17 protein-coding genes are annotated in these 23,884 nt (G+C 56.4%); 3 read left to right on the top strand and 14 right to left on the bottom strand.

The window, feature by feature from the left end:
* The coding region (locus JRF57_04685; protein MBW2302991.1) for a PEP-CTERM sorting domain-containing protein at positions 1-120 on the top strand (120 nt) is incomplete at its 5' end.
* A 147-nt stretch (positions 121-267) separates the two neighbouring features.
* On the opposite strand, the gene JRF57_04680 is transcribed toward JRF57_04685, so the two are convergent.
* The 10 genes from JRF57_04680 to JRF57_04635 all read right to left on the bottom strand — a co-directional run bounded on the left by JRF57_04680 (position 268) and on the right by JRF57_04635 (position 11,389).
* A complete protein-coding gene (locus JRF57_04680) occupies positions 268-1,743 on the bottom strand; it encodes a response regulator (protein MBW2302990.1) in 1,476 nt (491 codons plus the stop codon).
* Positions 1,744-1,781: 38 nt separating this feature from the next.
* Complete coding sequence (locus JRF57_04675; GenBank protein ID MBW2302989.1) at positions 1,782-3,287, bottom strand: PAS domain S-box protein; 1,506 nt, start codon at positions 3,285-3,287, stop codon at positions 1,782-1,784.
* Complete coding sequence (locus tag JRF57_04670) at positions 3,277-3,888, bottom strand: hypothetical protein (protein ID MBW2302988.1); 612 nt, start codon at positions 3,886-3,888, stop codon at positions 3,277-3,279. The genes JRF57_04675 and JRF57_04670 overlap by 11 nt, the downstream gene beginning before the upstream one ends.
* Before the next feature lie 36 nt (positions 3,889-3,924).
* Positions 3,925-4,449, bottom strand: a complete 525-nt coding sequence (locus tag JRF57_04665) for a hypothetical protein (protein MBW2302987.1) — start codon at positions 4,447-4,449, stop codon at positions 3,925-3,927.
* Between the two features lie 37 nt (positions 4,450-4,486).
* Positions 4,487-4,873, bottom strand: coding sequence for a response regulator (locus tag JRF57_04660; GenBank protein MBW2302986.1), 387 nt, complete (start codon positions 4,871-4,873; stop codon positions 4,487-4,489).
* Between the two features lie 65 nt (positions 4,874-4,938).
* Positions 4,939-5,862 carry a methylenetetrahydrofolate reductase gene (locus JRF57_04655; GenBank protein MBW2302985.1) on the bottom strand — a complete coding sequence of 308 codons (924 nt, stop codon included), beginning with the start codon at positions 5,860-5,862 and terminating at the stop codon, positions 4,939-4,941.
* A complete protein-coding gene (locus JRF57_04650; protein MBW2302984.1) occupies positions 5,859-6,527 on the bottom strand; it encodes a methylenetetrahydrofolate reductase C-terminal domain-containing protein in 669 nt (222 codons plus the stop codon). The genes JRF57_04655 and JRF57_04650 overlap by 4 nt, the downstream gene beginning before the upstream one ends.
* 392 nt (positions 6,528-6,919) lie before the next feature.
* Positions 6,920-7,366, bottom strand: a complete 447-nt coding sequence (locus JRF57_04645) for a hydrogenase iron-sulfur subunit (GenBank protein ID MBW2302983.1) — start codon at positions 7,364-7,366, stop codon at positions 6,920-6,922.
* On the bottom strand, positions 7,366-10,407 hold the full coding sequence (locus JRF57_04640) for a CoB--CoM heterodisulfide reductase iron-sulfur subunit A family protein (GenBank protein MBW2302982.1): 3,042 nt from the start codon (positions 10,405-10,407) through the stop codon (positions 7,366-7,368). Before JRF57_04640 ends, JRF57_04645 begins: the two co-directional genes overlap by 1 nt.
* 109 nt (positions 10,408-10,516) lie before the next feature.
* Positions 10,517-11,389 carry a methylenetetrahydrofolate reductase gene (locus tag JRF57_04635; GenBank protein MBW2302981.1) on the bottom strand — a complete coding sequence of 291 codons (873 nt, stop codon included), beginning with the start codon at positions 11,387-11,389 and terminating at the stop codon, positions 10,517-10,519.
* Between the two features lie 627 nt (positions 11,390-12,016).
* Between JRF57_04635 and JRF57_04630 the strand changes: the two genes are divergently transcribed.
* Positions 12,017-18,109 carry a VWA domain-containing protein gene (locus JRF57_04630; GenBank protein MBW2302980.1) on the top strand — a complete coding sequence of 2,031 codons (6,093 nt, stop codon included), beginning with the start codon at positions 12,017-12,019 and terminating at the stop codon, positions 18,107-18,109.
* A 39-nt stretch (positions 18,110-18,148) separates the two neighbouring features.
* On the opposite strand, the gene JRF57_04625 is transcribed toward JRF57_04630, so the two are convergent.
* The 4 genes from JRF57_04625 to JRF57_04610 all read right to left on the bottom strand — a co-directional run bounded on the left by JRF57_04625 (position 18,149) and on the right by JRF57_04610 (position 22,764).
* Complete coding sequence (locus JRF57_04625; GenBank protein MBW2302979.1) at positions 18,149-18,793, bottom strand: DUF3786 domain-containing protein; 645 nt, start codon at positions 18,791-18,793, stop codon at positions 18,149-18,151.
* Positions 18,794-18,849: 56 nt separating this feature from the next.
* Entirely contained in the window at positions 18,850-19,530 is a 681-nt protein-coding gene (locus JRF57_04620) for a lipid-binding SYLF domain-containing protein (GenBank protein MBW2302978.1), read from the bottom strand.
* A gap of 57 nt (positions 19,531-19,587) precedes the next feature.
* Positions 19,588-20,619 carry a zinc-dependent alcohol dehydrogenase family protein gene (locus tag JRF57_04615; GenBank protein MBW2302977.1) on the bottom strand — a complete coding sequence of 344 codons (1,032 nt, stop codon included), beginning with the start codon at positions 20,617-20,619 and terminating at the stop codon, positions 19,588-19,590.
* A gap of 300 nt (positions 20,620-20,919) precedes the next feature.
* Complete coding sequence (locus tag JRF57_04610) at positions 20,920-22,764, bottom strand: LysM peptidoglycan-binding domain-containing protein (protein ID MBW2302976.1); 1,845 nt, start codon at positions 22,762-22,764, stop codon at positions 20,920-20,922.
* 327 nt (positions 22,765-23,091) lie between these two features.
* Here JRF57_04610 and JRF57_04605 point away from each other — a divergent pair, with 327 nt between their 5' ends.
* Positions 23,092-23,865, top strand: coding sequence for a DnaJ domain-containing protein (locus JRF57_04605; protein ID MBW2302975.1), 774 nt, complete (start codon positions 23,092-23,094; stop codon positions 23,863-23,865).
* Positions 23,866-23,884 lie beyond the last annotated feature (19 nt).

Below are 23,884 nucleotides of genomic sequence, written 5' to 3'. Positions count from 1 at the left end.
GATGATTTGCAGCACGACGCGTTAGCCCCCGTACCTGAGCCGGCCACAATGCTGCTCGTGGGATCAGGCCTCCTCGGATTAGTTGGTGTCGGCCGCAAGCGCTTCGGCAAGAAGGGCTAAGAAGCACAGAGTTAAATATCCAACCTAATATTTATGAATGAAAAAGCCGCACAAGGGGTGTCCCCTGTGCGGCTTTTTTCAGGATAGGGGAATGGGATAATAAGAAGTGGGTTATGGGTCAAGGGATCAGGAATCGGCACTCCGAACTCAGGATGAAAAGATGGGCAGGTAGACGGTGAAAGTGCTTCCCTCGTCCACCTTGCTCTTGACGATAATCTTTCCGTGGTGGGCCTTGACGATACTGTTCACGATGGCAAGTCCCAGGCCGGTCCCGCTGATAAAGCGGGTTTTATCGTTTTTTACCCGGTAGAAACGTTCCATGATGTGGTCTACTTCTTCCTCCTCGATCCCTATACCCGTATCCTCCACGCGGATAAAGATGGATCCGTTTTCCGTCCCGGCCGAGACGGTTACGCGGCCCTTGTCAGGGGTATATTTGATGGCATTGCTGATCAGGTTGGTAATGACCTCGATTATGCTGTTTTTGTTGGCCAGGACAGGGGGCAGTTCGGGCGGCGCTTCCAGATCCAATTGGATCCCCTTGGCCCCGGCCCTGGGTTGAAAGAAGGCCACCTGGTCCGCCAGAATGGGAGCCAGGTCCACCTTTTCCTTCTCCTGGGTGATCAGGCCGGATTCGATCTTGGCCAGATCCAGTAGTTCCGAAGTGAGATGGACCAACGACTTGAGCCGATCGGATGTTCGATCAAGGATCTCCTTCTGTTTCTCCGTAACGACCCCTGCCAGCCCGTCCACTATCAGCTTGATCTGCATGAGGACCGTGTTCAGAGGCCCCCGGATCTCGTGGGCGACCATGGACACCAGGTCCGATTTCATCTGGTCCATCTTTTTCAGGGTCGTAATGTCATGGAGCAACATGATGGAGCCCAGGTTCCTCCCCACCCTATCCCTGAATGGGACGCACCGCACATCCAGGATCAGCTCCTCGGTTTCATCAAGGGGGTGGTAAGTGATTTCCTCCCTCAATTCGGAGAATTCGTCTTTCGGCATGGAAAGGGCCTGCTCGATCATCCGTTCCATTAACGGGTCCGGAAGGACCTCACCTGCCGGCCTGCCTGTGGCCTCCTTGCCGAAATAGCCGATCATTCTCAGGAACGCCGGGTTGACCAGGGCGATTTTTTTCTCCCTGTCAGTGGCCAGGACACCGTCCGTCAGGTGGTTGATGAGCACGCGCATTCGGGATTTTTCATGGGTGATGTCCCGAAGGGTCTGGAGATGATCTATGGCCTTGGAGATGACCAGCCTGAGGTCCTGGGGAGAAAAGGGCTTGGAAACAAAGTCAAAGGCCCCGTTTTTCATCGTCTCGATGGCATGATCCAAGGTGGCATATCCCGTGATGACGATCACGACCGTATCCGGATGGAGGGACTTTATACGGGCCAATGCCTCAATACCTGAAATGCCCGGCATCATCAGGTCGAGGAGCACAATGTCGAAATGTTCCTGCTCGATTCTTTCCAGGGCCGTTTTCCCGTCCTCTGCCGCCGCGACCTGGAAACCATCCTTGCTGAGCAGTTGGCGGCATCCGTCCCGGATATGTTTCTCATCATCCACCACCAGGACTTTCGTCTTAAACTCGTCGGAGCTGTTTTCCTGCATGCTCATTTGATCCTCGTGCTGTTTTTTTGTTTTATCCAGCGTGCCTATTTGCCGGGGATATCCTCTGACACCCGATAAAGAGGTAATTCAACAAGGAAGGTGGTCCCGTCCGGCCCGGTCTCTTTGACCGAAATGTCCCCGCCGTTTTCCTTGATGATCCCGTAAGAGGTGCTGAGCCCCAGTCCTGTCCCCTTTCCTGGCTCTTTTGTCGTGAAGAAAGGGTCGAATATCCGGGGAAGATTTTCTTCAGGTATTCCGCATCCGGTATCGGAAATCTCCAGGTAGGCCCTTTTCTTGGCAAGGTCCCGATAGGTTCGAAAGGTCAGGGTCCCATGGCCCTCCATGGCGTCGCAGGCGTTCATCACCAGGTTGATGAGCACCTGGGTGATCTGGTTTTTGTCGGCATGGATCAACATCATTTCATTGGACAATTCCTTTTTAACGACGATGTTTCGGAAGAGCCTTTGGTCACGGATGAGGTTTAGGCTCAGGTCCACGAGGGAGTTCAGCTGTATGATGTTTTTGGCGGGATTGGTCTGTCTGCTGTAAGCGAGGAGGTTCTTCACGATGTTCTTGCAGCGGTGGACGTCCTCGGTGATGTTCTTGAGGTTTTCAGTAAGGGGATGTCCCTCCTCGATACTCTCCAGGGCCAATTCAGCGTAAAAAAGGATCCCGGTCAGAGGATTGTTGATCTCGTGAGCGACGCCTGCGGCGAGTTGCCCTAAGGATGCCATCTTCTCGGACTGGGCCAGCTGGATTTGGGTCTCCCGCAGTTCCTGTTCCACGGCGAGCTTTTCCCTGAGGTCATTGAAGATGCCCATGGTGGCCACCTCCCGATCACCCTCGTACAGGATGGTGGCGTTGAGTTCCACAGGAATCTCTTCGCCCCTGGAGTTTATGATGGTTGTCTTTTCCCCCTGGAGTTTTCCTTTTCCTCCATAGTTATCATCCCTCAGTTTTCGCATGATTTCCCTGGCTATCCCGGGAGGATAGATTTGTTCCACGTTTTTCAATCGGTTGGCCTCCTCGAAGGTATACCCGAAGAGTTTCTCTGCAGCCTCGTTCATGATCAGGATGTTACCCTTCAGGTCCGCGGCTACGATGGCGCTGGCGGAATCCTGAATGACTTTTTCGAGAAATTCCTTGGTCTCCTCCAGCTTTTTTTCAAGGGACTTGAGCCGGGTGACGTCCCGTACACTCTCCATGACGTAGATGATTTCGCCATCGTCGTCCAGGATGGGAGAGAATACGCGGTCTTCCCACCGGGTTTCTCCGCTCTCAGAGCGGAGTTCAACCAGGGCTGAGTGTCCTTTCTTGTCTGCCAGGACCCTGGGAAGGGGACATTGCTCCTCCGCACAGGGGTCCTCGGAGTTGTAAAAGATTTCATGGCATTTTCTGCCGATGATTTTCTCCATGGGCCCGTAATGATCCACGAAGACCTGGTTGGCATGAATAATGACCTTATCCGGCCGGAGAATCAGGGTGGGGAAGGAAAGGGAATCGAACACCCTCATCCTCCAGTCTTTTTCTTTACTTAGTTTAGGGTTCATCGGCCGCTCCAGGGGGCCGGCGAGACGGCCCCTGCAAAGGGGTCCTTCTTTTGGGAATGATAAAGGCTTCTTCCAGCAAGGCCTTTGCCTTCTCCGCCCTTTTCGAGGGCAATACGAGATAAATGGAGGCACTGCTGCAAACCGATGCAAGGACGGAAACGCCCCCGTTTTTGAGGATTCGAAAGGTTTGCTGCGCGATGCCGTACCGGTCGCCGAAATGGGGCCCCTGAAAGTGGATCGCCTCAACGGGAGAGGTAATGGTGACGGATTCTCCCTCTCTTTCCGGAAAGAGGGTCTCAAGGGAGGCGGCCGGGATCTTTTTACCGCCTTTATCTAAAACCAGATATAGGCACAAACGGCTGTTCAGGGAGGGTTGAACCCATACAACAGCAAATTGAAGGCCCGTCCCCGTAAAGTACCGGATGGTTTCAGCCCAACCGGACAACCGATCCGGCCTTCCTTCCATCTCCACCAGAGAAAGGTTTCGGAACACTTGAAACCCGTATGTCTTGATCCTGGGTTCCCAGTACACGGCCGCCGTCTCCATGGCCTTTTGCCTGGAAAAACGGTTTCTCTTTTGGGGTTGCTTCAAGGGATCCATGGGGGAACTATACACTCATTGAAGACCGGGTCGGGTTTATACCGGGATCTCCTCCGGATTCTCAGCCGGTTGGGGTATCGGTTGCCTTATGGGGGCTTGGCCCGAGGGCAGTTCCAGGAATTCCAGCATGGCCGCGGCCGCGCTGTCAAGGAGATCGTAGTCGGTCAGAAAGGTCAGGGAAGATACGGAAGAGGCCAGACCGTGTAAAGGAATCCGAGCCTTTCCCAGGGCGGACAAGGACAGGCCGAACATTTCGAAAGAATACTGATGAGGGAATATGGAAAGCGGCCCCACTGCGGGAACAAGCCGCACCCGTGCCTTCAGGCGGCCGTCGGAATGAAGAAGGTCCCAGACGGGACCTTCATTTTCCTGTAAGATACAAAATGCCGTTTCTACGTGTGTGTTGGTACACACGGTGGTGAGATAGAAAAGATTTATTTTTCTTTCGGTCAGCTTCTCCCAGAGGTTCCATCTCAACGGGTCGCCGGTCGGTGGGTGCCGGATTTTTAGCAGATGGAGCCGGGGACCCAGTTTTATCCCTCCTATCGGGATCTTACCCATAACGACCGCTGAAGGACTTTCCCTGTAGAGATCTGGCTCAACCCAGATAATGGCGGATAATTTCCATAAGTTCATCCAGATCAATGGGCTTTGGAATGAATTCGTCAGCAAGGGACGTTTTCCCATCGATGTGGGTGTAATTCGTCGAGGTAACGGCCTCTCCCACCGCCGTCAGAAGAACAACAGTGATGTCCTTGTACTCGGGATCATTTTTCAGTTCATCGCAAACCACATAACCGTTCTTCTTCGGCATCATCACATCAAGGACGATGAGGTCGGGACGTTCTTCCTTGATTTTTTCCCAGGCCATGACTCCGTCATAGGCCTTTGCTACACGAAAGTTTTCACTCTCCAGCTTCATGGAGACGGCTTCCACCAAATCAGGATCGTCATCTACCACCAGGATAAGTTTTTTGTCTCCCATTCCATCTGCCTCCTAAAAGAAACCCGCGAAAAGGATTTTTTCTTGCGGTGAAAAAAACGAACACATTATACCTGAGGCCTGGGAAGGAGTCCAGCCCTCTCGACGATCTCCGGAACTTTCTGTTCCCACTCGATGGCCATGATATGAAATCCTCGAACCCCTTCCACTTCTTTCAGTTCTTCGATCGTCTCCACGCACATCCGAATGCCCTCTTCGGCCTGTTTTTCCTTCGGTACTCCTGCGAGCCGTTTGACGACCTCGTCGGGAACATCCATCCCCGGGACCTTGTTTTTCATGTACTTGGCCATGCCGGCGGATTTCATCGGGGTAATCCCGGCAAGGATGCTGACCTTTTCATGGAGCCCCCGGTCCCGGACTCCCTGCATCCACTGTTTGAACTTGGCTACGTTGTAAATACACTGGGTCTGGATGAAATCCACCCCGGCCTTGATTTTCTTTGCAAGCCGGGCCACGCGCAACTCGAAGGGGTCGGCGAAGGGATTGGCAGCAGCACCGATGAACATTCGTGGGGGGTTGACGATGTCGTCCCCTCCCTGGAACTTTCCCTCGTCCCGCATTTTTTTGACGATTTGGATAAACTGTATGGAATCCACATCATACACGTTGGCTGCCATGGGATGATCACCGAAGGTGGGGTGATCGCCGGAAAGACAGAGCATGGTATTGATGCCGTGGGAATAGGCCCCGAGGATATCGCTCTGGAGGGCCAGGCGGTTCCGGTCTCTCGTCACCATCTGGAGGATGGGATTGAGACCCATCTGTTTAAGGATAATACAGGCCGCCATGCTGGACATTCGTACGACGGCCGTCTGGTTGTCCGTCACGTTCACCGCATCCACGTAACCCTTCAGCAGTTCGGCCTTCGCTTTCACCTTTTCAGGTGCTGCACCCCTTGGAGGTCCACATTCGGATGTGACCGCCAGCTGACCCGATGCCAAAACCTTCTCAAGCGCACTTTCCGTCTTCATTGTGCCAAATCCTCTCTTATGATTTTTCGGGGGCCACCGTCCCTGCTCGTCCGCCAATCTTTGGCTTCCATGATTTCTTCGTACTTGTCCTCCAGGCCGAGGGCCTTGAGGCGATCCCAGATCAGTTGCCAGGCGCAGTCCACCTCAGGGTTGATTTCACATTTCCCGTTGGAAGACCCGCCACAGGGGCCGTTCATGAGTCGCTTCGAACACCTGGCGATGGGGCAGATCCCCCCGGTCAGGCCGAGAATGCAATTCCCGCAACCCTGGCATCGTTCCGCCCAGACTCCCTGGCGTTCCGAGGCCCCCATGAATTCCGTGTTCACGGCCGGGAAAACGGGTTTGTTCTTGAATCGCTTTGCGATTTCCTGAACGCCGCAACCGCAGGCCATGGAAAGAACGGCCTCGACCTGGTCGATGACGTTGACAAGCTCTTCCACGTATTCCGGATCGCATTGCCTCTCGAGGGTTATTTCCTTGATCTCGAGCATCTTGCCGCTCTGCATGGAAGCCATTTGAAGGGCGGAGGCGAGAAGGGCGACTTCCTTTCGGCCTCCAGCCGCGCAAACCGTGACGCACTCGTTGCAACCCACGAGAAGAATACGCCGGTAAGGTTCAATGTATTCCATGATTTCCTCGAGGGGTTTCCGTTCGGCAGTAATCATTGCTTTCGCCTCTCCTTTTTTTCTTGACGACCCTGAAATTTCCTTCCCGGGATCTTGCCGCGTCCCGCGGTGTCATTCTGAGATCTTTGAAAAACGTCCTCTTTTGCCCAATATCAGCGTCAGGCTCAAACCGGGGACCCACCCGAAGGGTGGGGAGTCCAAACGAAGTTCGGACAAATTTAAATCCTCGAAATACTCTGTGTATTCCTGCGGTTAAAATTTTCGCCTTCCTTGATCTTGAATAAAATTGAACATCTTTCAAAGATCTCATTCTGCAGGATCAGCCTGCTTCACGTAACGAGAATCACGGCGAACAGAATCCCGGACCTTTTCATGGGCCGTCCAATTTCAATCATTCCCCGGGGCCACCCCAATTAATTGTGAACCTGTCTTTAGGAGCCAGAAGCCTCACGGGCATGGTCCTGCAAGAATGATTTGACGGGGTTAGGTCCCATTTCCCTTATTTTTTCAGTGAAATCGATCGCTACGCGGGCGAAACGCTCTCCCATTCCGGCAGACATGGTGAACATTTCCAGGCGCTCACCCCCGATGCCGATTTCGTCCAGTAGTTTTTTAAGGTAAGCTACACGCCGGGCCGCGTTCACGTTTCCATTTTTGAAATGGCAATCACCTTCCAGGCACCCGGCCACGTAGACCCCGTCCGCACCCTTTTGAAAGGCCTTCATGATATGAATAGCATCCACCTTTCCGGAACAAGGCACTCGGATGATACGGACGTTGGGCGGATAGGACAACCGCATACTGCCGGCCATGTCCGCGGCAGTATAAGCGCAATAATGGCAACAAAAGGCGACAATGAGGGGTTCGAAGGTTTCCATTATTTTGCAATCCTTTCAAAAAGCCCGTCCAGCTTGGCCATGATCTGGTCGTCTTCAAACTGCATGAGCTGAATGGCCTTGGCCGGGCACTCCGCAGCGCAGACGCCGCATCCATGGCATTTTGCCGGATCGATCTCTGAATAGCCATCGGCGTTGATATAGGGTACGTCGAAGGGACAGGCCCGGACGCAGATAAGACAGGCCGCGCATTTCTTCCCGTCGACCCTGGCCACCACTGCCCCCAGACTGATGGCGTCCCTGGCCAAGAGGGTCTGGGCACGCCCCGCGGCGGCCTGGGCTTGGGTGATGCACTCCCGGATGGTCTTGGGGGAATGGGCCGTGCCTGCCACGAAGAAACCAGGCACAGGCAAGTCCACCGGCCGGAGCTTTACGTGATCTTCCAGGAAAAAGCCATCCAGGGTCCTGGGAAGCCTGAAGATCATCGAAAGGTCTTCAGTACCTTCATCATCGGCCACCAGGCCCGTACTCAGCGCCAGGCAATCCGCCGGGATTTCCACCTCCCTGTTCAGGATCTGTTCACGAAAGGCGACGGTGACCCGATTTCCATCGGCATTGACGACCGGCTTTTCATCGGCGTCATACCGAAAGAATTTAACACCCCGCTCACGGGCCTTCCTGAAATAGTCTTCCTGAAAACCGTATGTCCGCATGTCACGGTATAGGACTGAAATCTGGACCTCGGGATTGAGATCGAGAATCCTCAGAGCATTCTTCACAGCGGACTGACAACAAATCCGGGAACAATTGGGGTTCTCGGGGGTACGGGATCCCACGCACTGGATCATCACCACCTTTTCCCACGCCTTGATCTTATCCGGTTCGTCGTCAATCAGGCGATCAAGGTCGAACTGGGTCAGGACAGCCTCGTGCTGCCCGAGAAGGTATTCGGATGGTCGGTTCGCCAAGGCGCCCGTGGCCAGGATCGTAACTCCATGGTTGATCTGCCGGTAAAACATGCGGCGGCCGACCTGGAGCCCCGTCTTGAAAAATCCAGGCATCCCGGTATGGTCCACGATGATGGCCCGGGTGATGACCTGGATATTCTCATGGTTCAGGGTCCTCTCGACCAGATCCTTCATGTAAGCCTGGACGTCCTCGCCTTCGAGGGTCCGGTGAATATCCTTGGCCAGGCCTCCCAGTTGATCAGATTTTTCAACGAGGTAAACCTTGAAACCCTGGTCCGCCAAGCTCAGGGCGGCGTTCATCCCGGTGACTCCTCCCCCAACGACCAAGACGTCCTTGTTCATGGGGAGGACATGTTCGGTGAGTGGATGGGCCAGGGCCACGGCCGAGACCGCCATACGTATGGCATCCTTGGCCTTGTCCAGGGCCTCTGAGGGATGGTCCTGGTGCACCCACGTATCCTGGTCACGGATGTTGGCCATTTCCAGGAGGTACCTGTTGAGGCCGGCCCGACGCAGGGTGTCCTGGAAAAGGGTTTCGTGGGTCCTCGGGGAGCACCCTCCGATGACTACCCGGTTGAGGCCCTTTTCCCAGATAATTTGCTGGATCCGGCGAAGCGACTCCGCGGAACAACCATGGCCGACTTCCTCCGCCACTACTACTCCAGGGAGCTTTCGGGCATAGGAGACCAGCTTTCCGACAGGGATCACGCCTGCGATGTTGAGGCCGCATTCACAGACGAAGACCCCGATCTTCGGTTCCTCCGAACTCACATCCCTTTCGGGCGGAAATTCTTCCTGCTCTTCCGACCCGGCTTCAAGGCTGCGAATAGTCCGGGAGGCCATGCAGGCAGCGGCACTGGCCTGGACCATGGTTTCGGGAATGTCCTTGGGACTCTCAAAGAGTCCGCAAACGTAAATTCCCGGTTTGGAAGTGGCCACCGGAGAGAATCCCGGGGTCTTGACAAAGTGATGCTCGTTCAATTCGATGCCCAGCTCCCGGGACAGTTCCACCAAGTCCTCCGGAATGCGGAATCCGGTGGAGAGGACCACCATGTCGAAGGCTTCCTGGCTGGGGATAGGGTCTTCATCGGTGGCATAGGTGATGGTCAATTTATGGGTTTCCGGATCGGATTCGACCGTATGGGGGCGGCTTCGGACAAAACGGATGTTGAAATCCTTTTTCGCCCTTTGATAGTAAAGCTCGTAATCCTTGCCGGAAGTCCTCATGTCCATGTAAAAAACAACGGTTTCAATGTCGTTTTGAAACCGTTCCTTTGTGACGATGGCCTCCTTGAGGGCGTACATGCAACAGGCGCTGGAACAATAGGAAACGCATCCCGATTTTATCCCCCGGGAACCCACGCATTGTATCCAGGCGATTTTTTGAGGCTGCCTGCCGTCCGACGGACGCTTCAATTCCCCGTGGGTGGGACCGGAGGCGGAAAGGATGCGTTCGTATTCCAGCCCCGTGACAACGTCGGGGTAAGCCCCGTACCCGTAACCTTCCAGAACGCCGGGATCAAAGAGTTCCGCCCCTGGAGCCAGGACGATCGCCCCGAACTCCATTTCGCGGGTTTTCGGCGTATCTTCCGGAAGAATGGCTCCGTCTCGGCATACCTGGACCAGACCATCCATGTCCTTGCACTTCTCGATATCGACGGAGAAGGCGTTGGGGGTGGACTGGGGGTAACGCATACAGGTAGGGGCACGGTGATCCAGGCCGGGGGTGAATCGGATGCACTCGGGGAATTTTTTCAGGCATTCTCCACAGGCCGTGCATTTTTCCACATCGATGTAACGGGGTTCGGTTTTAAGGCTGACCTTGAAGTTGCCTTCCTCTCCCTCCACCTTGATCACCCGGGTAAGGGTCATCAGTTCAATGTGCAATTTCCTGCCGCTTTCCGCCAGGTGGGGCGAAAGGGTGCACAGATCGCAGTTGTTGGTTGGAAAGGTTCGATCCAACTGAGTCATCAGACCCCCGATGGCCGGGGCCTTGTCCACGATCACCACGTTTTTTCCAGCCTCTGCGAGATCCAGGGCGGCCTTGATGCCCCCGAGGCCCCCTCCTATAACAAGTACTCTATCGCTCGTTGGGTAATCCTTCTTTTCTTCCATGGTATCTTCGTTCTCATATCATTGCATTGATGGTGTCTTTTCGGCCGGGTGCCGGAGTGTTCCGTTTGCCCGGGGCCGGCAAGGGAACCGGCGTTATTTTGATGCCGGTTTAGAGCCCCGCCGCGTCAAGGATTTCCGGCAACCGATGTTCCCATCCCAGGGTGATGATTCGAACTCCCTTGGCCATGTCCTTCAAGCCCTTGATCGTTTCGCCGGCGATAAGGATACCTTCCCTTTCGCGGTCGTCGGCTCCCCGCATGCGCTTGATCAGGTCCTCGGAAATACGGGCCCCGGGCTCGTAGGTGGCCATGTACCTGGCGATTCCAACCGTTTTCAGCAGGAATACGCTTGGAATTATGGGAACTTTCAGGTCTTTTACCTTGTTCAGAAATGAAGAAAACCACTCGAGGTCGAATACCGCAGGGGCGAGAACGAAACTGGCCCCCTCTTCCACCATTTTCCGGATCTTTTCGATTTCCCCCTCCAGTTTGTCTTCATCGGGCCAAGCGGAAATGGCGCACCCTATGCAAAAGGACGGAGTGCCGTTCAGTTCGAAGCCGGCCATGTCCGAACCCTTCTCCAGGGAATGAATCACCCGGATCAACCCCAGTTCGTCCAGGTCGTCCACCGTCCTTGCATCCACATGGTCTCCGGCGTTCATGGGCTCCCCTTCCACCACGACGAGGTTCGGAATGCCCAACACGTAAGCCCCCAGGATATCACCTTGCAAGGCCATGCGGTTTCGGTCCCGCCCGTAAACATGGATGATCGGCTCGATACCGTTCTGCTGCATGAGGGCTCCCCCGGCCAAAGCACTCATCCTCATGACGCCGTTGTCCATGTCCGGAATCACTGCGGCGTCGATGCGTCCTCTGATGCGACGGGCGTTGGTTACGAGTTCCGAGATGTTCACCCCTTTGGGAGTGTTCAACTCGGCCAGGACTACGAATTTTCCTGCCGACAGTCGTTTCTGGAAGCTCATGATTCCCTTTCCTTTTCTAACCTTCCAAGTTTTTCAAACAAAAATGCGTTGGTTGTATATTCTCCGGCAGCGGTCCGAGGCCTTTGAAAAACATCCCCTTTTGCTCAATCTCTGCGTCAGACTCAAATTCCAATCCTCGAAATACTGTAATGTATTCCTGTGGTTGAAATTTCCGTCTTCCTTGACCTTGAACAAAATCGAACGTTTTTCAAAGGCCTCAGTTGATGCCGACGAAGAATTCATACTGTTTTAGTAGTTCTATTTTGCCCCAAAAAAACGACAGGACCGCGTGAACGGTCCGGAAAAGTACTTACTGCTCAAACGGAGCGATCATAAATAATTGGTGCCACGAAATGCAAGAAAAAAATACGGGAAAGGGGCCTGGGCGGATATTCAGAAGGAGGGCTGGAAGGAACGGCGGGGATATTCATGTAAGCGAAGGAGGAGTGGGGCACGCCCTGGAAACCGCGGGTTTTTTCATGGAATCATCCATGCTATATTGTTTTACGGCAGCTTTTCCGGGGTCAGGGCAATAGTGGGGTGCCGAATGTCTTCGGCCCTCCCCTCTTTACCCTTGAATGAAATCACCAGTTTGCGGACGGACCCAAAATCGAAGGAGATTTTCCCATGGGCGCACCAAGAGTCTGTCATCGTTCCATAGTTTTTATCGGGATGATTCTTTTTTTTGCCTTTCCCTTCAACCTTTGGGCAGAAGCGCCTCCCCTCCCCTTCAACCCGGTGGGCGACGGGACGGTGCCCGAAGAAGTGGAGTACAGGGTGGACGGACAAGATACCTTTCCGGATACGACCGGGAGAGAAGGCCTTTCCAGGGATATTTCCGGGTCGTCCTGGAGCTTTTCCTTGCCCTGGATGGACCGTAGTCAAGGCCGGGAGGAATTGCTCCGGAGGCTCCGGGAAAAGGGCGCAGAGATTCTGTCCGAAACGGAAGAAGAGATCGCGGCCCGGCTCAAGGAATCGGAACAGAGGACTCTATGGATGAAATTTTTCCCCACGCAGGATCGTTGCGATGTCCTCATCATCCGGGAGACCGTTCTCAGGGAGGGCGAGGGGCTTACCTTTGTTTTGGAAGAGGATGATCGAGAAGCCTTTGTCTTTTACACGGAGCACCCCGGTGATCGGTATTTGCGACTGGATGTGACCTGCGAAAAGGCTGATATCGAGTTCGAGGGCCGATACGAGCGCTGCGACGGAGAACTCCGGCACGAGGTGGATTATGGTCATGAATGCTACCGGGTCCATGGTCCCAGGCACGAGCTTTCAGATATCCCTCAGTTTGCGGGTCGAACCCTCTGGACGGCGCGATGGGTGGAGGGAGAGGGCGGAGCGGAAGTCTCGGTCAGCCTTGAACCCGGTCCTGCCCTTTCACCACTTAAAAAGGGGGATGCCCTTGGCGGGATCCTGCTCAGGAACGTCCCGTTCGGATCTGCGAGAGCCTTGCCCGAGTTCGACGGAGACTACGAGTACCCCGGGTTTACGGAGGCCTCAATGGAGGGGGACCGCACTCCGACGGGTGAGGCCGTCTTCTGGCTCCCCCCTGGACTTTGGAAGCTCCAGGTGGATCCGAGGAAGCAGGAAAATATCACTTACCTTGAAAGCCACATGATACCGGTACAGGCCGGGCGGACCACCATCGTGGATTGGCCCCCGTCCCTTGCCGAGGCCTTTGTGGAGGAGGGAACGGGCAGACTCGAGATATTGAAGGCGGGGGCCGACGAAGGGAAAGGGGTCGTAGAGATCTCCCTGGTGGGAGAGGAAAGGAAGAAGGTTGTTCCCACCCCCGAGAACCTGACCGTGACCGAGTCAGGGGCGGAGGCCAAAGTCTTGTCGGTCGAGCCCCTGAAGACGCCCCTGGAGGTAACCCTGCTCCTCGACTCCTCCGGGTCCATGAAGGGGCAGATGAAGAAGGCCTTGAAGGCCGCGGCCCGCTTCATCAAGGGCCTTCCGGGGGATGCCCGTATCACAGTGATTGATTTTGATACCAGGCCAAGGAGACTTCCCGGAAAGAGCAAGAAGGACCTGCTGGCAGCCCTCAAAAAGGTCCGTGCAGGCGGGGCCACGGCCCTCTATGATTCCATCTTGATGGGGCTCGAGACACTCCGGGGAAAGAACAGGCCGGCCCTGGTCGTTTTCACCGATGGGGTGGACGCCAATTTCAACGACACGGGTCCCGGCAGCAAGGCCACCCAGGAGGAGGTTCTCGCCGGAGTCCAGGGGGCCGGAATTCCGGTTTTCACCATCGGATTCGGCGAGAAGTCCGACGTGGACACCCTGAAGAGAATCGCCTCCCTGGGAGGAGGGGCCTATTACCGGGCACGGGATCTCGGTGATCTGGAGGTGATCTTCGATCGGATAGCCAGAAACCTCGGCAACCAGTACAGGGTGGTCTTCGAGCGGCCCAGGCGGGCGCAAATCGCTGACATACCGGTCATGAGCCTTGTGATCGACAACAGCGGCTCCATGGATAAATCCCCTGAAAATGAGGGTTGTGACTACCGGATCGAAAAGGTGAGGCAGACCCTGCGATCCTTTGTCACCAAGCTCCCGGAAGACTTCCTGGCCCAGATCATGACCTTTACGGATGAGTGCACGGTCCGTCAGGTGTTGACCCGCGACAAGACCGCCCTGATTCGCGCCCTGTCCCTGATGCGGGGGGAGGGGGGCACCGACATCCTCAACTCGGTCCGTACGGCCCTGTTGACCCTCAAGGCTGTTCCTTCCTCCCGCCGGTACCTGGTCTACCTCACTGATGCCGCATTGAGGGTGGACGAGGAGCAGGAGAAGGAATTCGACGTACTTTTAGGTCAATTAAGGGACGCCAGGATCCGTTGCCTGTGGCTGGGGATGGTGGACGAGGACAAGGACGGAGTCTTCGCCCACGCGGCTGATCGGACCGGGGGACGCTTCGTCATCTCCACGCGGCCGGAGGAGGTGGCCCGGGTTTTCCGGGAACTCGCCTCCAGCATCCAGCAGGAGGTGTCGGAGGAGGGCCGGACCACCCTCCGGGTGGTCCTCTCCCACCACAACCCCGACGGGGAAAACACCCTTTATTCCGCTGCCAGGGAAGTGGATTTTCCCAGAGCGGCCCTGGGCGGAGAGATCGCCGCCCCGGAGGCGGTCACCTGGAAGATCGGCCCGCCCCTCAGGCCCTATGACCCGGAAATAGCACGATCGGTCTCAGGGGAGGACCGGGTGGGATTCGAGGTGCAGGTCACCAAGCGGATCCCCCTGGATTTTACGGCGGCCAACAAGGCCGTCCGGTTTCGTCTCCGGGAGGCCCTATTCCTCTCCCGACTCCGGGGTATCGATGCGCCAGACGGATTTCGGTACCTGGCGCTGACCCTGTCCCTTGAAAACATTCTCCCCTCCCAAAGGGTGGCTGTTTACCCGGACGGGTCCAACCACCCCGCCGCCTGGGTCAAGGGAGGCGGTGAACCCCTCCGCTACGAGGAGCGGGTGCCGACATACCTGATCCCGGACCTCAAGCGGCATCTTTTCCTGAGATGGAACAATGAACGCTCCTACCCGGTCTCCGAGATCACTTGGCTGGCGGAGGCTCCCTTGATCCTACCCGGTGAGACGGCCCTTGCCGTGGAGCCGGGGGAACCGGTGGAGGGGACGATCCTTTTCATGGTCCCATCGGAAAATATGAGGCAGGCCTCCCTTCATTTCTACGATACCCGTTACGGCCACCTGGATCTTCCCATATCCGGAATCATGGCACCGAAAGAAAAGGGCGCCCTGGAGAGACTTCCGACCCGTGAGCCCACGCGCCTCTCCGATGCCTTCTCCTTCAGGGTGACCGGATACGAGGACCTGACGAAGATCGACACGGTCGAGGCAGGGGATGACTGCCTGTTCAGGGTGGTAAGGGGCGTCTTTACTTCAAAGCTCCAGGCGCACCTGAATGTCCACCCTGCCGAGCGGTTTCTCTTGCGGTTGCCGACACCCAAGGGGAGTTTCTTTTTCAGGCTCCACCCTGTAACCGGCTGCATCCCCTTGGGCTATTACAGGCCCACCTTGTTCACGCCGGGCTCCAGCAATCCGGTCCGCCTGGTGTTCCGTATTCCTAAGGAACTGGCCGATACCGGGGTGAAGGGAGAGATAGTCGTGGATCTCAGGGGTGGATCCGTGGCGGTTCCCCTGGGGAACCCCCTCCCGCCCGACCGCCTCCCCCAAAAACCCGATGCCGAAGGCGAAGGTGTGGAAGTGGTGATCCACCGGGCCGGCCCCATCGAGGATATCAGCGGACTTGGAAGCCGTCTTGTGGCCGTTGAGGCGACGATCCGGGATAAAGGGGGCCGGGGACATGCCCGGGTCGGGGAGCTGATCGTTCTCAAGAACAAGAACCGGGCTTTTGATCCGGAAAAGGCCGCGGCACGCGAAAAGGAATTGGAACGGCTCCGGCACGAGGCGGCGATGCTTCCCCACCGGAGTCTTGCAAACTTCGCGGCATCGGTGGGAACGAAGGACATTCCCGGGCTCCTCTTCCCCCTTTCCGCGGAGGATACCCTGATCTTCGGGATGGATGGGAACACGGTGATCCCTGCCGGGCACACCCGCCGGGGGATCTTTTTCTTTTCCATACCGGAAGATACGCAGCTGGATGATTGGGCCGTGGGATCCCTGATGCTCCCGAAACTTTCAAGGCCTCTAAGCAATGAAGCAGTGGATGATGGGATCTTCAGAATCGCCAGGCTCGATGTGGAGGATTCTCTCGGGTCTTCTTTCTGGGAGGAGGTGGAAGAGAAGGTGGAGGCCCTCATGGCCCGGCGAAGGGTGCTGGATTTCAGGCGACCTGGAGGGGTTCGGGCCAAGAAGGTAGGACTGGAGGGGGGAGTTGAGGGGGGAGAATACATCCCGCCGCCGGCCATGACCCTTGCGGGTCGGGAAGACCTCAAATCCCTCAAGAACCTTGGGGATCTCAAGAAGCGGCTTTCAGGCTGTCGCTGGCTGCCCTCAAAGGGGTCGCCCTGGGCGGTACGTTACTGTCCCGAGGCGGTCCTGACCCAGAACTGGGGAACGGAGTCCGATTTCGCCCGGCTGGCTGAGATCGTTCTCAACCGGCAGGGGATACGGACCGAACGGGTGATTGTCAAGCTCACGGAAAAGGGCCGCCAGACCCTGGTACGGCTCGCAGGGCTGGAAAAGATCGCCATGATTGAGTGCCCGGGGCTCCGCTACCGGGACGCTGAAGGCCGGGAGCGGGTGCTGGTCGCCCCTTTCATGAAAAACGTCAGGGAACTCCAGGGCCTTGTGGATTACCGGGTGAAACCCGTTGAGGATGAACAGACGGAAGTGGTGGGTATCTCGGTCGATTTCATCGTGCGTCCAAAGGGAAAAGGCCGGGAGCAGCAGATGCGCGAACTCTCAGGTGCCTTGGCCGGGGGAGGAGAAGAGGAGGAGACGGTAACGGTGCTTACCGCCTCCTTGAAGGTTCCTGATCTCAGCAGGGGGGCATTCGACATAGGATACACCAAGGCTCCGGGAAAGGGGCGGATCCTTTACAAGGCCGTCCTGGACGGGCCCTCGGGGCGGATCGTAACGGACGATGAATCCGCGGTGGACACCTCCGCGTACCAGGTCTTGGGATGCGCCGTTCAAGTGGACGCCGACGGCGATACCTTTCGGCGGGTGATGAGACTCAAGGAGAACACCGATATCACGGGGGTGTTCCATACCCTGGGAATCAACCTCCCGGACCTGCCGGGTTACGCCCTTGCCGGGCTGGAGCAGGCCCGCAGGCGGTTCCGGAGGCAGATCCCGGGCCGGCCCGACGCCCTATCAGCCCTCAGGTGGTACGCCCGGGGTGTGCTGGCCCGCTTCATTGCCGCCCAGACGCGCTACGAGGAGGATTTGGAAAAAACCCTCGGCCTGGTGACGGGCCGTACGTCACTGGGGCGGTGTATCATGGTGACCTTGGTCAAACCGGAAGGAGAAACCCCGTTGGAAACCACTATGGACTTAATCCGCCCCTTTAACGAGATCCATCGTTCTCCGGATCCAAGGGCCGCCCGGGCCTTCAATATCCTCTCCGGTCTGGCCTCCGCCCGTTTTGAGGCAAGCGCCCTCTCCGGGGAAGCCAAGGGCCTTTTCCAGATCTGGAACCATTGCCCCGAAGGCACCCGCTTGATCGCCGTGGATTCCGAGAACCAGGAGGACTTCCTGCGTCAACTCAAGGAGAGGAAGTACCCAGAGCCCATCATCAGACATCTCACGGAGACGGATCGGATCGTCCTGTTTCCGAGCCGGCCGGCCTTTATCCACGGGAAACCGCGATGGGCCTGGCTGGAGGTGGATCCAGAGACATACAGGGTCGTAGCAGTACTGGATACAGGAGCCCAAGGGGCCATACTGGAGAGCCTGATCGGAAATCTCTACGAACAGGCCACGAGCTACCTGGTGGGTGCACTGGTGGGGATCGACGTCTCCATCTGGTCCGTGGCGGCGTTCAGCCTGGAACTGGAGGATTACGGGGAGATCGTGAAAGCGGCACGGAAATTCGCCGAAGACCTTGGGAAGAATTTCAGCCTGGGAGGCGATTCCGCCGGGATGGGGGTTGGGGGAAAGCCCGGAGTCAGCCTCGGCCGTGCAGTTCAGTTTGAATTGGATCCGAGCGGCGTTTCCATGGGCAACAATCTCCTGGGATTCGGAAATGGATACAACGACGGTGTGGCCTACTATTTCCAGCATGCAAAGTGAAGGGTGGGGAGGTTTCGCTAAGCGCAGACGAATTTTAATTCACGGTTGAAGGTGGAGGGTGGGCGGTTTGGTTTCATAGGCGCTGATCAAGGAAGTGAAAAGGAGCCTTCCCAGGATTGCCAGGCATTCACCGTCCAGGTATTTTTCAGCCCTTTTCTCGAAAAGGACGGAACAGGCGGCGGGAAATTCATCGTCCTCGTCGTTGAAAAGCATCAAGAGCGGGACCCGAGGGAGGGCCTGGAACCGTACGGTGATGTCATGGGGGTATTCCTCCGTGAGAGGTACCCCCCCCAATAAACCACTTGCCTTGGCCAAATCCCGGGTTTTCCGGGTAAATTCCTTTGTAATGGCCCCTTCTACCTCCTGCTTGAAGTAATTCCTCAAAGGGGCCGTATCCCTGAAATCCCTGAAGGATACCCACTCTGATTTTTTCGGCTCCTCCTCCGGGCACATAAGGAGGTATCGGCAGAGGATCACGCTGACTTCCAAGGGCGGCTGTTTCCCGAGGGGATCATAAACACCCTCGCCCGATACCCTGTAAGGTCTCCCGAACAAGGGGATGACGGCGCTCTCCCCCCGGACCTCAATGCCGAGCCTCTCCTGGAGGGCAGGAAGGGAGAGGTCCCGGATCCGTGAGAGGTAGTGTTCGTAAGTCTTGTCGAACACACTTTTTGGCCTTGTCATGGCAGATCACCGGCCGAAGGAAAGGGGTGGGATACCCGATTTTAAAAATCCTTCACTTACTTGATCTTGTTCAGGACGGCGATCAGCTCTTGCGCGGCTGGAGGGGCCTCGTGATCACCGAACAGGATATCCCTGGTGGTGCTCACGGAAGTATAGAGGGCCCGGTTCAGGTCAAAGTCGGTACCGATGCCTGCCCCTTCCAGGGAGATACCGGCAAAGAGGCCCTTTGCCCGGGAATAGGAGTAGATGCCCCCTTTAAGCATGATCTCGGTGGCCGCCGTTGCCTGGGCTCCTACGGGGCCGGCGGCGACGGCTACGTCCGCGCCCAGCTTGAACTGGGATTGCAAGAAGGATTCCAGGGTCTTTTGCCCGACTATGACCAGGATCAGGTCCGTTGACTGGACGCCGATCTGGAATCCGAAGCTCCCTGCACCGAGATAGATGAAGGCCGGCCCGGTCCATTTCCCGTCCTTATGGGCCATCACGATGCCCTTCCCATAGGAACCCCCTACCACGAAACCCCCCTTTATCATGTCGGGTATGATCGCGAGCCCGGCACATTTCTTGATGAGCCAGGTGGGAATTCCCCCGTCTCTGCTGAGCATCATCTCCTCCAGCACGATGCGGGCCTTTTCCACAATGACTTCCGCGTTCTCTTTTGTCTCGGCCCGCACGTCCCGGCAGAAAAGGGCGATCGGCAAAAGGGCTAAAACCAGGAGACAAGCGATCCTTTTCATGGGCGTCTCTCCTTTTGGATAAAAGTTTTTTAAGGTGAAAGCGGGGTTTCGGGCGCGTCAGGACCCGATCTTCAGCACCTTGGCCCCTCGGATCTTCCTGTCCTTGAGTTCAGCCAGAGCGTGGTTGGCCTCTTCCAGAGGAAACTCCTGGATTTCCGGTCTGATGGCCGTCTCGGCCGCAACCTGAAGGAATTCGGTGATGTCGATCCGAGCCACGTTGGCCACACTCTTGATCTCCTTCTCGAGCCAGAGGTGTTCCGGGTAGTCCAGACCCAGAAGGACCTCCTTGTCCACCGCTTCCTTTCGGATGGCGTTGATCACGAGCCTTCCTCCCCTCTCCAGGTTTTTCAGGGCCTCAAGAATGGGCTTCCACACCGGTGTGGTATCGATGATGGCATGGAGTTTTTCCGGCGAAGCATCTTCTGTGGCCCCGGCCCAGACTGCCCCCAGCTCCCTTGCAAAATCCCGCTCCTTTTTGCTTCGGGCGAAGACGAATATCTTTGAATTGGGGTACTTGTAAGCGGCCATCTTCAACACCAGATGGGCGGAGGCCCCAAAACCCGTCAGTCCCAGATTCTGGCCGTCCTGGAGTCCTGAAAGCCTCAGGGACCGGTACCCGATGGCTCCGGCACACATGAGGGGGGCCGCCTCGGAGTCCGACAGGTACTCCGGAATGGGGTAGGCGAAATCCTCCGGAACCGTTGTATATTCTGCGTATCCCCCGTGGGCGTCTCTTCCCGTGGCCTTGAAAGCGTGGCACAGGTTCTCCTTTCCATCAACGCAGAACTCGCACCTCCCGCAGGCCGAATGGATCCAGCCGATGCCCACCCTGTCTCCGACCCTGAACCTGCGGGCCCCGGGACCCATTTTCTCCACCCTACCGATGATTTCATGTCCCAGGACCATAGGAAAAGAGGGTGGAGGAGTCCTTCCCTCGATTTCGTCAATCTCGGTGTGGCAGACCCCGCAGGCCGCGACACGCACAAGGATGTCCCGGTCCGAAAGTTCGGGTTCCGGTAAATCAACAAGACGCAAGGGTGTCCGGTTTTCACTCAACCGGGTGATTCGTTCCAGTACCATCGCCTTCATTTCTCTACCTCCTCACGGCTGTCTCTTAGAAGGAAAATGGTTCCGGCGAAGGAGCTTAGATGGTGTCCATCTATAAATGGCCCTTTCACCCAATCTCTGCGCCTGCCTATGCCAGACCTATCTGCCATTCCAAGGGACAGGCAGGCACGGCAGACAGGTCAGGCTCAGATTTTAATCCTCGAAATACTTCAATGTATGGATGCCTGTCCCGTTTGGGATGCCTAGCGGGGCGGTTAAAATCTTCGCCTTCCTTGACCTTGAACAAAATTGCCTGCTTTATGGATGAACACCGGATTGTCATTATTCCCGGATCCGGAGCACCTGTCCAGGGAAAATAGTGCTCCGGGGAGTCAGGTTGTTCAGCTTCAGAAAGGCTGCAAGATCCATCCCGTACCGTCTGGCAATGAGGTAAGGGGAATCCCCGGGCCGCACGGTATACTGCCTGGTCGAGGGTGGGGGACCTGCGGGTGTGGGTTTTGGAATCAGGAGAATCTGTCCGGTTTTCAACCGGGTGCCCCGGAGTTGGTTGATGGACTGAATGGCCCTGGTGGTTGTGTTGTACCGGCGGGCGATGGTCCAAAGGGAGTCCCCCCGCCTGACCTTGTATTTTACGAGGCGTTCCCCGGGCTTGAGGATATAGGCCCGGGTCCCCTTTCGCGATGAGATGTATCCGCCTTTCCCGGTCGGGATTTTCAGCCTCCATCCCACCTTCAGATAGCTCCTGCTTTTTAATCCGTTGGCGGCCATGATGGAACGAACCGAGGAGCCGTACCGCTTCGCGATCCCTGAGAGGGTATCTCCGCTCCGCACGCGATGGATAAGGTATCTGGGCTGAGGGGGGCGCCAGGCCGGGATGTCCTGGAGTTCGGCGAGGAGCACGTCCCCCTTGCCCTTGGGGACCTTGAGCTCGTAAGCAGAGTTCGGTGTGAGCTCCCTGCGAAGCTCTGCGTTAAGCTCTTTCAATAGTCGATAGTTTATCCCAAGGCGTTTCGCAATGGTCCGCAGGTGTACCTGCTTGTCGATGGTAACCTTTTCAGTTTCAATAGGTTGATCGAGGGGAGGGAGGTTGAAACCATACGCAGCGGGATTATTCAGGATGTGGAGCACGGCCATGAACCTGGGCACGTAAGAGGCCGTCTCCCTGGGAAGCTTTTCATACAGGTCCCAGAAGTGGTCCAGGTAATTGATCCGCTGGGATCGAATCTTTTTTAACACCGTTCCTTCGCCGCAATTGTAAGCGGCCAGGACTGTTGTCCAGTCCCCGAAGATCTGATGCAGTTCCTTGAGATATGCGATGGCGGCCTGTGTGGATTTTTCAGGGTCCATCCTTTCATCGATCCAGGAGTTCCGTTTCAACCCGTACTTGTAACCGGTCGAGGCGATGAACTGCCATATCCCCAGGGCCCGGGCCCGTGACATGGCCCTCACCTTGAATCCGCTTTCGATCAGGGGCAGCCAAGAGAGTTCCTCAGGGAGTCCGGCCTCCCTTAATGCCTTGACAATGGCCGGGCGGTACCTCCCGGAGCGGCGGTAGGCATCCAGGAAGAATTTTTTCTCCCTCCCCTTGAAGGAATTGATGGCCCGCTTCACGTGCTTGTTCATAACAAGGGGAATGGCCTTGTGGAGCCCGTTGGCGACCGTGAACCGGGAGCTGTAAACTTCGATGATCCGCTTGGAAATGGTGAAACGCAGGTCTTCCTTCTGTTGAAGGGCCTCAGGATCGTCATCGGTGTTTACCTTCAAGATCAAGGAATAGGCCTTGTCCAGGGCATCCAGGGCGTTGTCCAGGTCTCCGCGCTCCCAGAAATCATTGGATGCCTGGCAATACTCCAGCGCGGAATCCAGCAATTCCTGATTCGTCAGGGTAACGGGCGCGTGTACCGGATAGATTTCGCAAGATTTTTCTTCTTTTTCGGGTGGATGAGCCTGTTCTTTTTCTTTTGTTTCGTTTTCCGCCGGGCGAGGCAACGGCTTGGTTTCATGTTTTTGGGGAGGAAGAGGGGCGGAAGGTTTGGATTCTCGTTCTTCGGGTACACTTTTCGTAACGGGCTGCGTGACCACTTGAGTCCTGGTTGGAGTGCAACCTGCGGAGTAAAGAGAGAAGCAGAAGGAGACCGCGACCAGTAATCGGCTTATCCTACCCATATTGACCTTTCCTTGTTCCCCGGTCTATGCCGGGGAGGGAGTGTAACACCGCCGTCCCCTTCCTGATAAACAGGCAGAGAGGGAAGAACGGATCTTTGGACCTTGTTTAAGGGTGGGAGTATAAAAGAACCCTCCCTCAAGGTCAATAAAGGATTCAGGAAAGAGGGCAGCCCGGCGGGGCACCGGGGCAGGGCGGAAGCCGGGATCATGGGAAGATTGTGAGCCCTGCGCCTTGATTATTGGGCCGTTTCAGGCTATAGTTTGAATCCGCTCCCTTAAAATCATGGATTGTTCCCTGATTTCGGGAGAAGTTTTTTTCAAGGAGGAATGGAAAATCCCCGTTGCTCCCCCTTGCGGGGCCCCGTGGATATCATGAAAAGTCTGACCGCCATAACCCCCTCATCGCGTCCGTCCAGGACCAGGCGGTGCCTCGCCTGCGGCACGGAGGACCTGAAAGGCCGAAGGCGATACTGTTCCGATGAGTGTCGCCAGCAGATGCTCTGGGTCCTGTCCCTTTCCAAAGGATTGCTCAGGGTGTTCAACGCCCGGTATGCGGCTTTCTCCTTTGACCGCCATCACGTGATCCTGGATGTCCTGCCCGTTTGGTCCGGTGCCATTTCCAGGTTCCTCCTGGCACGCACTTCCGGAAAGAAGCCCGCCGACGACCTGAAGCGGCTCATCCTTGAAGCGAGCGAGGAGTGGTATCAGATTATTGAGAACAGGAACTCCAAGAGCTATGCTTCCCTCTTTCTCCTGAACAAGAACCACCAAAAGGATTTGCCTCCTGAATCCATCAAGCCCTGCCGAAGGGTTCGGCCCCGTTTTTCGAAACGGGAAAAACGGGCGTTGGAACGGCTTCACATCAAGATGGAGGAGCTTTACGCCGGGGGTCAGGTGGAGAGGATCAAGGCGGCCTACAAGAGGCTCGCTAAGGTGCATCATCCCGATATGGGGGGAGATGCCGAAAAATTCAAGAAACTCAACGAGGCCCACCAACAGATGCTTACCTGGGCGGCCAACCCGCAGTATACCACCAGAAAGGCCCTCAACGACTGCTGGTCTTACGACGGTGCAACCAACAAGTGGAGCCCGCCCCTTTAGAAGCTGCCCTAAAATTTGA

The sequence above is a fragment of the Deltaproteobacteria bacterium genome (assembly GCA_019310525.1).
In the GTDB taxonomy this organism is placed as follows: Bacteria; Desulfobacterota; DSM-4660; order Desulfatiglandales; family HGW-15; genus JAFDEE01.
This window is presented reverse-complemented; position numbering and strand designations above follow the sequence as displayed.